Annotated in this window: 10 protein-coding genes; 9 read left to right on the forward strand and 1 reads right to left on the reverse strand. The window is 63.6% G+C overall.

Features of this window, described 5'->3' with window-relative positions; all coding sequences use genetic code 11:
* Window positions 1-60: 60 nt before the first annotated feature.
* The 3 genes from ELEN_RS15660 (at window position 61) to ELEN_RS01145 (ending at window position 5,084) form a co-directional block, all read left to right on the forward strand.
* A complete protein-coding gene (locus ELEN_RS15660) occupies window positions 61-3,759 on the forward strand; it encodes an EAL domain-containing protein (RefSeq protein WP_233946853.1) in 3,699 nt (1,232 codons plus the stop codon).
* Window positions 3,760-4,113 carry a GGDEF domain-containing protein gene (locus ELEN_RS16465; RefSeq protein WP_009608102.1) on the forward strand — a complete coding sequence of 118 codons (354 nt, stop codon included), beginning with the start codon at window positions 3,760-3,762 and terminating at the stop codon, window positions 4,111-4,113.
* Window positions 4,114-4,340: 227 nt separating this feature from the next.
* Entirely contained in the window at window positions 4,341-5,084 is a 744-nt protein-coding gene (locus tag ELEN_RS01145; protein ID WP_015759885.1) for a GTP pyrophosphokinase, read from the forward strand.
* A 113-nt stretch (window positions 5,085-5,197) separates the two neighbouring features.
* On the opposite strand, the gene ELEN_RS01150 is transcribed toward ELEN_RS01145, so the two are convergent.
* Window positions 5,198-6,187, reverse strand: coding sequence for a TDT family transporter (locus tag ELEN_RS01150; protein WP_009305796.1), 990 nt, complete (start codon window positions 6,185-6,187; stop codon window positions 5,198-5,200).
* Between the two features lie 245 nt (window positions 6,188-6,432).
* Here ELEN_RS01150 and ELEN_RS01155 point away from each other — a divergent pair, with 245 nt between their 5' ends.
* The 6 genes from ELEN_RS01155 (at window position 6,433) to ELEN_RS01180 (ending at window position 13,838) form a co-directional block, all read left to right on the forward strand.
* Window positions 6,433-7,308, forward strand: coding sequence for a LysR family transcriptional regulator (locus ELEN_RS01155; RefSeq protein WP_009608083.1), 876 nt, complete (start codon window positions 6,433-6,435; stop codon window positions 7,306-7,308).
* 984 nt (window positions 7,309-8,292) lie between these two features.
* Entirely contained in the window at window positions 8,293-9,420 is a 1,128-nt protein-coding gene (locus ELEN_RS01160) for an aldo/keto reductase (RefSeq protein ID WP_009607989.1), read from the forward strand.
* Between the two features lie 548 nt (window positions 9,421-9,968).
* A complete protein-coding gene (locus ELEN_RS01165) occupies window positions 9,969-11,069 on the forward strand; it encodes a phosphate/phosphite/phosphonate ABC transporter substrate-binding protein (RefSeq protein ID WP_015759886.1) in 1,101 nt (366 codons plus the stop codon).
* On the forward strand, window positions 11,069-12,001 hold the full coding sequence (phnC, locus tag ELEN_RS01170) for a phosphonate ABC transporter ATP-binding protein (RefSeq protein ID WP_015759887.1): 933 nt from the start codon (window positions 11,069-11,071) through the stop codon (window positions 11,999-12,001). Before ELEN_RS01165 ends, phnC begins: the two co-directional genes overlap by 1 nt.
* Complete coding sequence (locus ELEN_RS01175) at window positions 11,998-12,858, forward strand: PhnE/PtxC family ABC transporter permease (RefSeq protein ID WP_009607962.1); 861 nt, start codon at window positions 11,998-12,000, stop codon at window positions 12,856-12,858. Before phnC ends, ELEN_RS01175 begins: the two co-directional genes overlap by 4 nt.
* Entirely contained in the window at window positions 12,855-13,838 is a 984-nt protein-coding gene (locus ELEN_RS01180; RefSeq protein WP_009608062.1) for a PhnE/PtxC family ABC transporter permease, read from the forward strand. Before ELEN_RS01175 ends, ELEN_RS01180 begins: the two co-directional genes overlap by 4 nt.
* The last annotated feature ends 218 nt before the right edge of the window (window positions 13,839-14,056 follow it).

Genomic DNA, 14,056 nt, shown 5'->3' on the forward strand with positions numbered 1-14,056 from the left:
GGGCCTTCTGAGCACGACGCCCTCTCGGGTCTTCTAAACCGCAGCGGATTCAACGTGCGCGTGCGCGCATTGATCGACGCCCATCCCGATGAGGCGTATGTTCTTGTGTACGGCGACATCGATCGCTTCAAGGCGTATAACGATCTGTTCGGCACTTCGGCGGGCGATAGCCTGCTCGCTGATATCGGCGAGATGATCCGCCGCAATCTGCCGAGCAATGCGACGGCGGCTCGGTTGCGCGCCGATCATTTCATCGGCTGCTTCCCGCGTTCTCTGTTCGACGCCGATCGCATGCTCGCCGTGTTCAACGACTGGTTCGCTGCCTATCGTCAGGACTTCACCTTCTTCGTTCGCATGGGGGTGTATTCCATCGACGATCCCGAGCTGGACGTCAACCTCATGTGCGACCGTGCGCTCTTGGCGCTGCGCGCCGCGAAGAGCGGTTCTGCGGGCAGCCGCTATGTGCTGTACGACGAGACGCTGCGTGCGTCGCTGCTGAAGGAGCAGCAGCTGGCGGGCGAGATGACTACCGCGCTCGACCGGGGGCAGTTCGTGCCGTTCTTCCAGCCTCAGTACTGCTATGCGACCGGCCGTATGATCGGCGCCGAAGTGCTCGCGCGCTGGAAGCATCCCAAGCGTGGTCTGCTGGGTCCCGCCGAGTTCATTCCCGTGTTCGAGCGCAACGGCCTCATCTCCCGCTTCGATTACTATATGTGGGATCAGGCGTGCCGCTGCCTGCGCGCGTGGATCGACGCGCACGGTCGCGACGCCGTGCCGCATCTGTCGGTGAACCTGTCGCGCGCCGACATCTATCGATCCGACCTGTGCTCGTATCTCAAGGGGCTCGTGGAGCGCTACGATGTGCCGCCCAGCCTGCTGAACCTCGAGATCACCGAAAGCGCGTACATGGAATCGCCTGACCAGCTGGTTGGAGCCGTCATGGAACTGCGCCGCGCCGGCTTCACCGTGGAGATGGACGACTTCGGCAGCGGATACTCGTCGCTGAACACGCTGAAAGACGTGCCTGTGGACGTGTTGAAGCTGGACATGGGCTTCCTCGATGCGCACGAGAGCTCGCGCGGCGGCCTCATCCTCGCCTCCATCGTGCGCATGGCGCGCTGGCTGAACCTGCCCGTCATCGCCGAGGGAGTGGAAACCCAGAAGCAGGCAGCATACCTGGCCAGCATAGGGTGCGAGTACATGCAGGGCTATCTGTTCTCGCGTCCGGTAGATCGCGAGACGTTCGAGCGCATGTTGATGGACGGCGGTCGAGAGTCCGTCAAGCGGCCGATCATTGAGAATCTGCAGGATGATGCATCCGAGTTTTGGAACGCGGATTCCCCGGTAACCCATTTTTTCAACAGCTACGTGGGCGCCGCCGCCATCGCCGAATACGACAACCGAACGTTGGAGATCGCGCGTGCGAACCATCAGTTCGCTGAGCTGTTCGGCATGCTCGATGATTTGGACGCGGCGGAGAGGATACGCAAGGACCTGCTGACGCAGCTGTTGGACGAGGATCGTGCCGCGCTGCATGAGGCTATTTTGCGCGCGGTGCGCGATCGCGGCGACTCCGAGAGCGAGCTGCGTTTCCGCAGCGGCGGACGAGGGCGTTGGATCCGTGTCCGCATCCGTCTGCTCTCGCGCGCGGGCAATCTCAGCAACCTCTATTTGCTTGCCGAGGAAACCACTCAGGAGCAGGCTTTGCGCGATCGGCTGGCTGCCACGCGCGACACCATTCCGGGCGGTCTGGCGTTCTACGAGGTGGCGGATCGCATTCGTCTGTTGGATTTCAGCGATGCCGCTGCCGATATGATCGGCTACACTCGCGAGGAATACCAGGCCCGCACGTTGGACGACGCGCTTGCGGTGGTGCATCCGGAAGATCGCGCACGCGTCGAAGCGGTGGCTGCCGAACTGGATGCGGGTGCGTCGCGGTCGTCGTGCACTATGCGCGTTCTGCGCGGCGACGGCAAGGTGGCGTGGCTGCATCTTTCAGCGTCGACGATGTATCGAGACGAGACGGCGCTGTACGTGGTGGCCGTGCTCATCGACGTGACGAACGAGAAGGAGAATGAGCAACGCCTCAAGGCGCAAAGCGAGCTGCAGTGCCGGTTGAGCGATTCCGTTCCGTGCGGCATCGTGCGCTATACGGTGGACGACGAGCCCCGCGTGCTATTCGTCAACCGTACGGGATGCGAGATATTCGGGTACGCCGATTTCGCTGCATATCGTGCTGGGACGGCGGGCGGTAAGATCGTACCCATCCACGATGACGACGATGAGCTGCATGCCAAGACGGTTGCGGCGCTCAAGGCCGGGGCGGCGCCCATCGGCTTCACGTATCGTTTCGTGCGAAGCGACGGCTCGATGGGATGGATCGAGGGCACGTCGGCGCTGGAGCGCGATATCGACGGCAGGACCGTCGTCCAAAGCGCGTTCCTGGATGTGTCCGACCGCCAGCAGAAGCGCTACGAACAGGATATACACCGTTATTCGATGGTGTTGTGCTCGGTGTACGACGAGATCGTCGAGTTCGATGGCGAGAACAAGACGTACCGCTCGCTGTACTCGTCGGGCAGGACGCTCGCCGACAGAACCATGCCCATGGAAGAGGCGCTCAAGTTCTGGACCGACCATCTGCCCGAGCCGGACGATCGCTTGCGCCTACGTGCCGCGATAGACGAATGCCTTGCAGACGACGGCGCCAGCCCTATCGCCTGCACCTACCGAATGGCGTTCGAAGATAGGAGCTGCTGGTACCAGAGCATTCTGCTGCGAGTGTCGGAGTCGGCCGTGCTGTGCTGCAGCAAGGACGTGACGGAACACGTGTCGAACGAGGATCGCAGGATCATGATGCGCGTGCTGGACACCATGGGCAAGCTGCCGGTGGGCGTGGGCGTGTTCGCGAAGCGCGATGGCGAGGTGCGGCTGCGCTATGCCAACGACCGACTGAGCACCATGTTCGGCGACGGGCTTCCGGGTGCGCCCGATAATCCCGATTGGGATGCGCCGCTTGAGCTGAGCGAAGAGGTGAAGCGGCTCGATCAGCGTTGCGTCGACCAGGAATTCATCGCGGATGGGAACGAATTGGACGTAGGTCTTCGTGCGGTGCGCGATAACGGAGAGGCGATTGACGTGCGGATCCAGGGCCGCGTAGCGCGCGAGCCTGACGGCGAGCTGGTTCTGTACGCAGTGGTCAGCGACGTGACGGCGGAGCTGCGCGATCAGCGTGAACGCTCTTGGCAGAATGAGCGCTATCGCCTGCTCAGCGAGATGACGCACAAGATGAGCTTCGACTACGATTCGGATTCCGACACGGTGCTTTTGTACATGGATCGCACGGGCAAGGGCATGGAAGCCCAGGTTATCCCTCATTATTTGGAAACGCTTTCGGAAACTCGCGGCAAAATCATCCATCCTGGCAGCATGGACGACGTGCGCAGGATGTTCCAGCATGCACGGTCGGGCGCCAACGAGGTGAGCGCCGAGTATCAGGCAGACTACTTCGGCAAGGGCTATGCCTGGTACCGCGCCAATCTGTTCGTTGCCCACGACGTCGCGGGCGTGTGGCATCTCGTAGGGTTGATAGAGAATATCGATGACGAGCACGATCTGCGGTTCCGTGCGGAAAACGACGCGACGACGGGGTTGAGCAACCATACCGCCACGCAGGATCTGGTTGCCTCGGCGCTCGCCGACGCATCGGTGCGGCGGCACAGCGTGTGCGTCGCGCTCGATATCGACGACTTCAAGTAGGTGAACGACACGTACGGTCACATTGAGGGCGATACGTTGCTGCATGAGGTGGGCAAGGTGCTGAGATCGAGCTTCCGCGAAAGCGACGTGCTGGGTCGCGTGGGCGGCGACGAGTTCCTGCTGCTGCTGAAAAACATCGATCTCGAAGTGGCACTGGACAAGCTGGAACAGGTCAAGCGCCAGCTTGCAGCCGTGAAGGTCGGCTCGCAGGGAAAAGCCCTGTCGGTCAGCATGGGCGTGTATGTGCCGGAAGACGATGACCTGGCGTACCGCGACGTGTTCGTGAAGGCCGACGAGGCGCTGTATCGGGCGAAGCGTTCGGGGAAGAACCGCATCTGCGTCCACGGCCGCTAGGGTCTTTTGCGACTTCCGTCATTCCGATCGCAAGCGCCAATCGCTGATCCCCTTGCCATCCTGAGCGCAGGCGGCGGAGCCGCCGGAGCCGAAGGATCCGGCGCGCCGTCAGCCTTCTCCGCCTGGCGCATCTGATGATTGCGCGGGATTCGGCGGCCGGAACGCCGTTGACGTGACGGCTCGGCTATCATGGGATCGATAGAGCCGTGCTTGAAGGAGTATTCGTTATGGCAGACGCATCGCAGCAGCCGTCCGATCGTCGACTTGCAGTCGAGGCGCAGAGAGGCGAGGGGGCCAGCCGCTTTCCCTTTTTGTTGACCGACGACCTGCGCAGCCCCCTGGACGATCTGCAGCGTCTTCGTGACGCCGAGGTGAAAACCCGCGAGATCATCCAGAAGTACCAAGCTGCCATGCGTGAGATGATGGTGCGCTTCGAGATCCTCGACCAGGATCTCAATCTCAAGAAGCACCGCAACCCCATCCATCATCTGGAGTCGCGCATAAAGAAACCTGCCAGCATCTTCGAGAAGCTGGAGCGCTACGGCAAAGAGCCCACGCTGGAGAACCTCGAGCGCTTCATCATGGACGTGGCCGGCGTGCGCGTGATCTGCTCGTACATCCACGACGTGTACAACCTGCTGGAGCTGCTGCAAAAACAGGATGACCTGGAGATCGTCGAGATCAAAGACTACATCAACAATCCGAAGCCGAACGGCTATCGTAGCCTGCACGTTATCGTACGCATTCCCGTGTACTTTCTTGACAAGAAGGAACTCATTCCCGTCGAGGTGCAGCTGCGCACCATCGCCATGGACTTCTGGGCCAGCTTGGAACACGATCTGAAGTACAAGTCGGTGAGCGAGGTGCAGGGGATCGACTCCTACGACGAGCTCAAGGATTGCAGTCGCATCATCGAAGACGTGGAGTCGCGCATGCAGATCCTCGCTCGTGCGTTGGAGATGGAAGATTAGCGGCCGGAGCCAGCTGCATGGGCTGATGGCCCGCACCCGCGCGCCTTCTGCGCGGTTCCGTCAGCATCTTCCGAAAGAGGCAAGCCGACTTTTCGGCCTGCCTCTTTCTTGCTCTAGTTCTCGAAATACTCCGAGAAGCGGGCGGTCTGCTTGTTCTCGCGAATGACGGCGGCGCTCTTCGGCTCTTCGATGCGCATGAAGAAGAAGTGCAGGTAATGGATGAACACGTATCCCACCATGACCACCGACACCGCCGCCTCGGCCGCGAACAGGACGTTCAGCACTTCGGGTACCGCAAGGCCGTTAGCCTGGAAGAACGCGAGCGCCTTGCCGAGCGCCGTGGCCGTGATGACGAAGGGGAACGTCATGGCCGCGTAGCTGGGGTAGAACCGAAGGCGCAGCAGAACGGGGAGGCGCGACAGCACCACGGCGAACAGCACTTGCGCCAACACCAGCATCGCCAGGACGAACACGAGGTTCGGCTGGGGAGCCGTGGCCAAGTAGCCTACAAGGGACAGGCTCATGGGAGCGGTGTAGATGCAGAACAGCGGGCGTGCGCTTTCGGGGATCTCGTGCTTCATGTAGCGGTACGTCACCAAGCCCAAAAGCACGACGTAGCAGGCGAATCCGAACCAGAACAGCAGATGGCCCACTGCCTCCATGCCGAACGTCGGAGAGGTGACGGACGCTACGACGATGCCCACGTAGCAGATGAAGTAGGTTGGAAACACCTCATGCAGTTTGAAGTGCGAGATGAAGCGAGCGGTGAACCAGCCCATCAGCGCGAGGTGCGCCACAACGGCCGCCGACCATAGCGCAAATGCCGGAATGTACGCGAAGGGGGCCAGGTAGCCGGCCAGCTGCATGAGCGTCATGAAGAGGGTGGCGCTGACGCTGGCCATGATGGAGTTATGCAGGTCGTCGCGAATCATATCGGGGAACAGCGCGATCTTGGCGCCGAGCATGGCGATGAGCACCAGCGACAGGATGCCGCAGACGATGTGAACGATCTCGGTGTAGGGCTGCAGCAAGTTGCCCAACGCGGCTAAACCGAGCGCAACGCCTGCGGTGGGTATGGGGACTTTTCTGATGATCTCGCGCACGGCGCTACCTTTCTACTGTCGCGCATCTTACTCTTTGATGCGCACGATGGAGGGGTCCCGCTCGATGTTCCATCTGAAACACGCACGGGGGTCTGTCTGCGGCTTGCAAGCCTGCGACCTGGGAAGGCTCGGGACTTGCGAGTCGCTGCCCATTCTTCCATTCCCCTACGAAAAAGAAAACTTCTAAATACTTATGTTATGATTACTATATCTTATGGTTATTGTTTGTCCTGATAGAGGTCGCAATGCTGGATTTCCGTGTCGAAACGTTTCTGACCGTTTGCCGAACGATGAACTACACGCGCGCCGCTGAGGAGCTGAACATCACGCAGCCGGCGGTGTCGCAGCACATCGCGCACCTTGAGCGCGATTACGGCGTGCCGTTGTTCGCCTACCGCAACAAGAAGCTGCAGCTCACCGACGCGGGCGCGCTGCTGCGCGACGCGCTGTCCACGATGGCGCACGACGAGCGCCTGCTGCGCGACCGGATGCGCAGCTCGGCCACGGGCGCGCGCGTGGAGCTGTCGCTGGGCATGACGCTGACGGCAGGGGAGTACCTGGTGGCTGCGCCGCTGGCCGACTACCTCAGGCGACATCCTGAACTGCATGTCGCCGTGCGCTCGGGCGGCACGAGCGAGTTGCTGGCGTTGTTGAACGCAGGCGAAATAGACTGCGCGTTCGTGGAGGGCTTTTTCGACAAGAATGCGTATGCGTGGGACGTGTTCCGCACCGAACGGCTGGTGTGCGTGTGCGCGGCCGATCATGAGTTTGCCGCTCGGCCCGTGCGCGTGGAAGATCTGTTCGACGAGCGGCTCATCGTGCGCGAACCGGGGTCGGGCACGCGCGCGGTGCTCGAACACGCGCTGGCGGCTCAGAACCTTACGGTGGACGGCTTCGCGCAGGCCAGCGTGGTGGAGAGCCTTGACGTCATCAAGATCCTCGTGGAGCACGATCTGGGAATTTCGTTTCTGTACGAGGCGGCTGTGGCGCGCGAGCTGGCCGCCGGCACGCTGCGAGTCATCGATCTGGAGGGGCTCGCCATCTTGCATGACATCGCATTCATCCGCCTGAAGAACAGCGTTTTCGAGCGAGAGTTCCAGAACCTGTTCGCCGATCTCTGATCGAAGGCTTCGACGAAGCTTGCCGGTCCCTCCTTCGCCTGCTGTTCCTGCGCTCCGCTTCTCGCGCCCGTGCTCGCGCCTCCCCCGCGTTCGATCCCGCTCCCGCGCTCCCGCACCCGCTTCCTCGCGCTCGCGCACCCTGCGTTCGACCCGGCCACCCGCACCCCCGCTCCCCACGCCCGCGTCCAATTCCTCTGGGTTCGCGTTTTGCGCTCGATTCCGCGGGATCTGCGTTCGAGTCCGCTGCCCGGGTCTGCCTCGCCGTTCAGTTCTCCTGCGTCGCCCGGCTCGTGGGACGGCGCGCATCCCGGTCAGCCGGAATGTTTCACGTGAAACATCCGTACGCGTTGGAGGGGGGCGCAGGATGGGACCCGTGCCGGCGAGCGCCCTGCGACGGATCGTTTCCCTGCGCATGGAAGAAAATGCGCGCTATGCACGATTCTTCTCCCTCGCTATTTCTTCCGACCTGGTGTTTTTCTCCTCGCCTCCGTCGGCAGGCCCCGATAATCGTGCATAGCGTGCGTTCTCTGCCGCCCCGCTTCCCGGCCTTCTGCGGGCGATGCCGGCGCGAGCCCGTTCGGGCCGAACGCGGCGGCCGGCCCCCCCTCGGCTGGCGCCCCATTACAGTTAGACCCAGCCTTTGTTGGGTCTTTTCTTTCGCTCCTGCCTTAGGGGGATTACGATGAAGGGGACCCTGCGGGGTTGCTGGCCGACCCGCCCCCCGACTGGCATCCCCCCCCTCCGACTGGCGCCCCCCGACTGGCGCGGCCTCTCCGACCTCCTCTCGGACTGGCGCGCGGGTTCCCAATCCTGATCCTTGGCCGCCGTAGTGTCCCTGCCCGGCTCGTGGGACGGCGCGCATCCCGGTCAGCCGGGATGTTTCACGTGAAACATCCGTTCGCATCCTTTCTCCAAAAAACCCTCTTGACTTGGAGTCCGCTCGAAGCCCTATGATGATAGGCGAACCCATCGAGAGGAGCATCATTGAGACCGGAATTTGAGACCACGCCGAAGCTGGGCTTCGGCTGCATGCGCCTGCCGTTGCTTGATCCCGCCGACCAGCAGAGCATCGACTTGGAGCAGTTTAAGCAGATGGTGGACGCGTTCATCGAAGGTGGCGGCACGTACTTCGACACCGCGTTCGTCTACCACGAGGGCGCGTCCGAGAAGGCGCTGAAAGAGGCGCTGGTGAAGCGCTACCCGCGCGACGCGTACACGGTGGCCACGAAGTGCCTGGCCTGGGCCGCGCCCAGCGCCGAAGAGGCGAAAAGCAACCTGGCCACGTCGCTTGAGCGCATGGGGCTGGACTACGTGGACTTCTACCTGCTGCACAATGTGGGCGGCGAGCGCACGGCCAAGTTCGACGCGTACGGCATGTGGGACTTCGCGCTGGATGCCAAGGAGCGCGGCCTCATCAGGAACGTCGGCTTCTCCATGCACGACGGCGCCGATGCGCTGGACGCGCTGCTGACGGCGCATCCGCAGATGGACTTCGTGCAGCTGCAGGTGAACTACCTCGACTGGGACGACCCGGTGGTGGAGGCGCGCCGCTGCATGGAGGTGGCCGCGAAGCACGGCGTGCCCGTGGTCATCATGGAGCCCGCGCGCGGCGGCCGCCTGGTGGAGCTGCCCCAGCGCGTGGCCGACGTGCTGCGCGCGGCGAACCCCGACGCCAGCCTGGCCTCGTGGGCGTATCGCTTCTGCTGCAACCAGCCGAACGTGCTCACCGTGCTCTCGGGCATGTCGAACCTGGACCAGGTGCGCCAGAACGTGGCCGACTACCAGGCGAACCGCCCGTTCTCGCCCGAGGAGCAGCAGGCGCTGGACGCGGCCGTCGAAACGCTGCGCGGCATGGCCAGCGTGCCGTGCACGAACTGCCGCTACTGCGTGAAGGACTGCCCGCAGGGCGTGGTGATACCCACCATCCTGGGTCTGCTGAACCTGGAGCTTATGACCGAGAACCGTGATTTCGCGAAGGGCCTTTACTCGTGGCAGGCCGCCCCTGGGCCTGCCTCGTCCTGCATCGCCTGCGGCGCCTGCGAAGCGATGTGCCCTCAAGGCATCGACATCGTCCATCAGCTGGAAGTGGCGGCCGAGCACTTCGAGGGATAGCCGCCGCCCCGCTCGGGCAAAGCCCGCAGCCCGAGGTTCGCGAGCGCGCGGCCCGCGAGCCGCGAGCCCTGGTTCGCAGCCCGTGAGCCCAGCCCGAAGCCGTGCGCCGCGAGCCGCAAGCCCTAGCCCGCGAGCCCCAACCCGAAGCCGCGCGCCGCGAGCCCGTGAGCCTGCAGCCCGGACCCTGCGTGCCTGGGCTCCGCGAACCTCGAGCTCGCAGCCCTAACCCAAAGGCCCGCTCCTTCGCAAGCGCGAACGGATGTTTCACGTGAAACATCTCGAGCGAGGCAGGGCGAACGTGGTCGGTCGATGCCGCCGTCCTCCTGCGTTTCGGCTCGCTCATCGGCTCGTTCGCGGCCGCTTTACCTGAACCTTTCTCGTTCCTGATGCCCCCTTTGCTCAAACTTGGGGGCATCTTTACGCGCGCCTTCCTTCGTCCTTACCTTCCTTTCTTACGATGGTTCTCGCACGTTGGCCGCAGGGTCAACTCGTGCCGAAGACGAATGCGATCCCGGCGATTGCGCCGGGGATACGAGAGGAACGCAACTATGGCAGAAGGGTTTTTGAGCAGGCGCCAGTTCGTGGCCGGCAGCGCGGCGCTGGCGATGGCGGGCATGTTCGGCGCTTTGACGGGCTGCACGGCCGGCGGCTCCGGCGCGGCTGCGGGCGCGGACACGGCTTCGGCCTCCACCGGCGGCGACGCAGCCTCTTCCACCGATCCCATCACCATGGTGTGGCTGCCCGACAACTCCTCGGCCGACCTCACCTCCTCGCGCGAGGCCATCGGCGCGGCCATCACGGCGGCATGCGGCCGCGAGGCGAATCTGCTGACCACCACCGACTACAACGTGGCCATCGAGTCCATCGCGTCGGGCAAGGCGCAGATGGCGCTGTTGGGCCCCGAGGGCTACGTGCAGGCCAACAAGAAGAACCCGAAGGTGCTGGCCGCCTTCACGAACAGCGACGAGGACGGCGGCCTCGAAGGCGCCTGCTACTACAGCCGCATCTGCGTGCGCAAAGAGGACGCCGACCAGTACAAGAGCGGCAGCGGCTACTCCATCGAGAACATCAAGGGCAAGTCGTTCTCGTTCGTGTCCGCCACCTCCACCTCGGGCTTCAAGGTGCCGTCGAGCGGCATCGTCAGCGAGTTCGGCCTCGACAGCTCCGACGAGCTGCTGGAAGGCGGCAAGTTCTTCAGCGAAGTGCTGTTCGGCAACTCGCATGTGGGATCGTTGGTGAATCTGCTGTCCGGCGATGCCGATGCGGCCGCGTTCGACGATGTGGACGTGGATATGTACCTCGACCTCGTGTCCGGCGAGGCCAACAGCATCGGCGCGGTGTACAAGGCCAAGGACGACGCCGAGGCTCCCGTGGACTCGGTGCGCGGCAAGGAATTCACCATCATCGCCATCACGCCGGTGCTGAACTCGCCCATCTGTTTCAACGAGGAAGCCATCTCCGACGACGACCGCACGAAGATCATCGACTACTTCTGCTCCGATAAGGTAGCCAACGACAAGGCCATCTTCATCGATCCCGAGGACGAGAGCGCCAAGGGCCTGTTCGAGAAGGATTCCGAGAAGACCTGCTTCGTGAAGACCGACGATGCCTGGTACGAGCCCATCCGCAAACTGGGCGGGACTGCGTAATGAGCGAGGTGCTGGGAACACCTTCGGTCGAGCGGCAGGGCTTCGAGCCGCTGCTCCTCCTTGAGGGCGTAACGAAAAGCTACGACGGGTGGTCGAAGGCGCTTGACGACGTGTCGCTTTCCGTGGCGCGCGGCGAATTCGTCAGCATCATCGGCTGCTCGGGCGCGGGCAAATCCACGTTGTTGCGCTGCGTGAACCGCCTGATCGACCCCACGCAGGGCAGCGTCGTCTTCGACGGCGACGACGTGACGCACGTGCGCGGACGGGCGCTGCGCCAGACGCGTCGCCGCATCGCCATGGTGTTCCAGCACTACAACCTGGTGTACCGTGCCACCGCCATCGAGAACGTGCTGCAGGGGCGCTTGGGCTACAAGTCCGCCGTCGCCGGCATGCTGGGTCTGTTCAGCGAGGACGAGAAGCGCCGTGCGTTCGAGATTCTCGACCAGGTGGGTCTGGCCGACTTCGCGTACGCGCGCACCGACCAGCTGTCCGGCGGACAGAAGCAGCGCGTAGGCATCGCCCGGGCGCTCGTGCAGGACCCGCTGCTCATGCTGGCCGACGAGCCCATCGCCAGCCTCGACCCGAAGTCGTCGCGCACGGTGATGGAGCACCTGCGTTGGGCGGCCGACGAGCTGGGCGTGGCGTGCCTGGCTAACTTGCACCAAGTTGACTTCGCCATGGAATTCTCCGATCGTATCGTGGCGCTGAAGAAGGGCCGCGTCGTGTTCGACGGCGCGCCGCACCTGTTGGACGAGGCCGCCATCGCCGACATATACGGCACGAACGAGGAAGCCGAAGCCGGAAGCGACTTCGGCGAACGAAGCGTTCGGCAGGTCGGCGAGCTATCGGGCTCTCGAACGCGCGAGGCGGATCCAGAAAGGCTCGGAAAAGCGGAGGCGAAGGATTCCTCCTCGCCGGAGGTGGCGGCATGACCGAGCGTGTTCTGCAGTCGGCCGGCTTCCTTTCGCGTCTGCGCGGCAGGCGCGCGGCGCCGCGCGGCGCCTACGACCCGTCGTTCTTTCTGCGGCGCACGGCGGCCGTCGTCGGCATGGCGCTCGTGTTCGTGGCGCTGGGCGCGCTGTCGGGCACCTATGTCGGCTTCGATTTCATGCAGGCAATCCTCGACGTCCCGGGCGGGCTCGTTTGGATGGCGACGCAATTCGTCCCTTCCCTTACCTCCCTCCAGAAGCTGGACACCATCCTTCCCGCCTTGGGTTCGACGATTCTCGCCTCGATCGCCTCCAGTTGCACGGCGGCGGTTCTGGCGTATATCTGCGCGGTGCTGGGCTCGCGATCGGTGGGGGTGGGTGGGCCGTTTCCCCTCATCGTGCGGGCCGTCGCGTCGCTGTTCCGCAACATCCCGGTGGTGGCCTGGGCGTTCATCCTGCTGTTCTCGTTCAAGCAGAGCGAGTTCACCGGGTTCTTCGCGCTGTTCCTCACAAGCTTCGGTTACCTGACGCGCTGTTTTCTGGAGAGCATCGACGAGATGAGCGCGGGTCCCGTGGAGGCTCTGCGCGCCTCCGGGGCGACCTACGGCCAGATCGTGGCTCAGGCGGTCGTCCCCATGAGCATCACGTCGGTGATCAGCTGGGTCATGTACATGATCGAGACGAACATCCGCGACGCCACGCTCATCGGCCTGCTCACGGGCACGGGCATCGGATTTGTGTTCGACGTGTATTACAAAAGCTTCCGCTACGACATCGCCGGGCTGGTCATCCTATCCATCGTCCTCGTGGTCATCGCCTGCGAGCTGACCTCGAACTTCGTGAGGAGGAAGGTCATATGATGGCGAATGCCGACAAAGTGGCTGCCGAAGCGAACGCGGCGGCCATCGCCGAGGACGTCGGCATCGTGCAGGGCGCCTCGGCCGACGCGCTCGGAATAGGCGCCGGTGCTGCGGAAACCCTCGATGGCGATACGAACGACCTGTGTGGCATGGGCGCGCGCACGTCGCGCTCGGGGAAGATCAAGGTGCATGTGGCCAGCAAGTCGACCGTGGCGCTGTACGTTGTGCTGGGCGTGCTGGCAGCCATCACCGTGTTCGCGCTTGTGGTGATGGACTACGGCAAAGTGTCGTTTCCCGCAGCGATGGCCGCGGCCGTGGACGACTTCGTCACCATGATGACGCAGCCGGGGCTGGGCGGGCACTTCACGCTGCCCGACGTGATCGAAGGTCTGTTCGTGTCGCTGGCGCTGGCGCTTCTGACCACATTCATCGGCGCGGTGATCGCGTTCGTGCTGGGGCTGCTGGCGGCCTGCAACCTGTCCAGCAAGGGCATGAGCAACGCCATCAAGGTGTTCATGAGCGTGGCGCGCGCCGTGCCCACCATTTTGTGGGTGCTCGTGTTCTCGGTGGCCATCGGCCTGGGGCCGGAGGCGGCTGTCACAGGCCTTTTGTTCCACAGCGTGGCGTACCTGGTGAAGGCGTACTCGGAAAGCTTCGAGGAAGTGGACGCCGGCGTGCTGGAAGCGCTGCGCGCCAGCGGTGCGTCGTGGTGGCAGGTAGTGTTCCAGGGCGTGGTGCCCGAGAAGGTGAACGAGATGCTGTCGTGGACGTTCATCCGCTTCGAGATCAACTTCGTCAACGCCGTGGCCGTGGGCGCCGTGGCGGGCGCGGGCGGCATTGGCTACCAGCTGTTCCTGGCCGGTAGCTTCTACTACAACATCCACGAGGTGGGGCTGATCGTGTACTTGTGCCTGGCGGTGGCCGTGGTGCTGGAAGTGGCGGCCACGCAGCTGCGCAAGCGCTACATCGTGCAGCACTGATTTGTCTTGCGAGCGGGAGGGCCTGGGGGCTGCGGGGCCCGGGGCGATGCCCAGTCGCTCAAACAGTCCTCGCTTCGCTGCGAAACTCGCTTGGTGGGCACCACCCCGGGCCCCGCAGCCCCCAGGCCTCTTGCATGTTGAAACGATCGTTCTGCGCGGGGCGCTTGCGCGGATTCGCGGCCGGTGTATGAAGAGAGAAAAACTCAGATGGGAGTGGT

Origin of the sequence: Eggerthella lenta DSM 2243 (assembly GCF_000024265.1) — a bacterium.
Taxonomy (GTDB): domain Bacteria; phylum Actinomycetota; class Coriobacteriia; order Coriobacteriales; family Eggerthellaceae; genus Eggerthella; species Eggerthella lenta.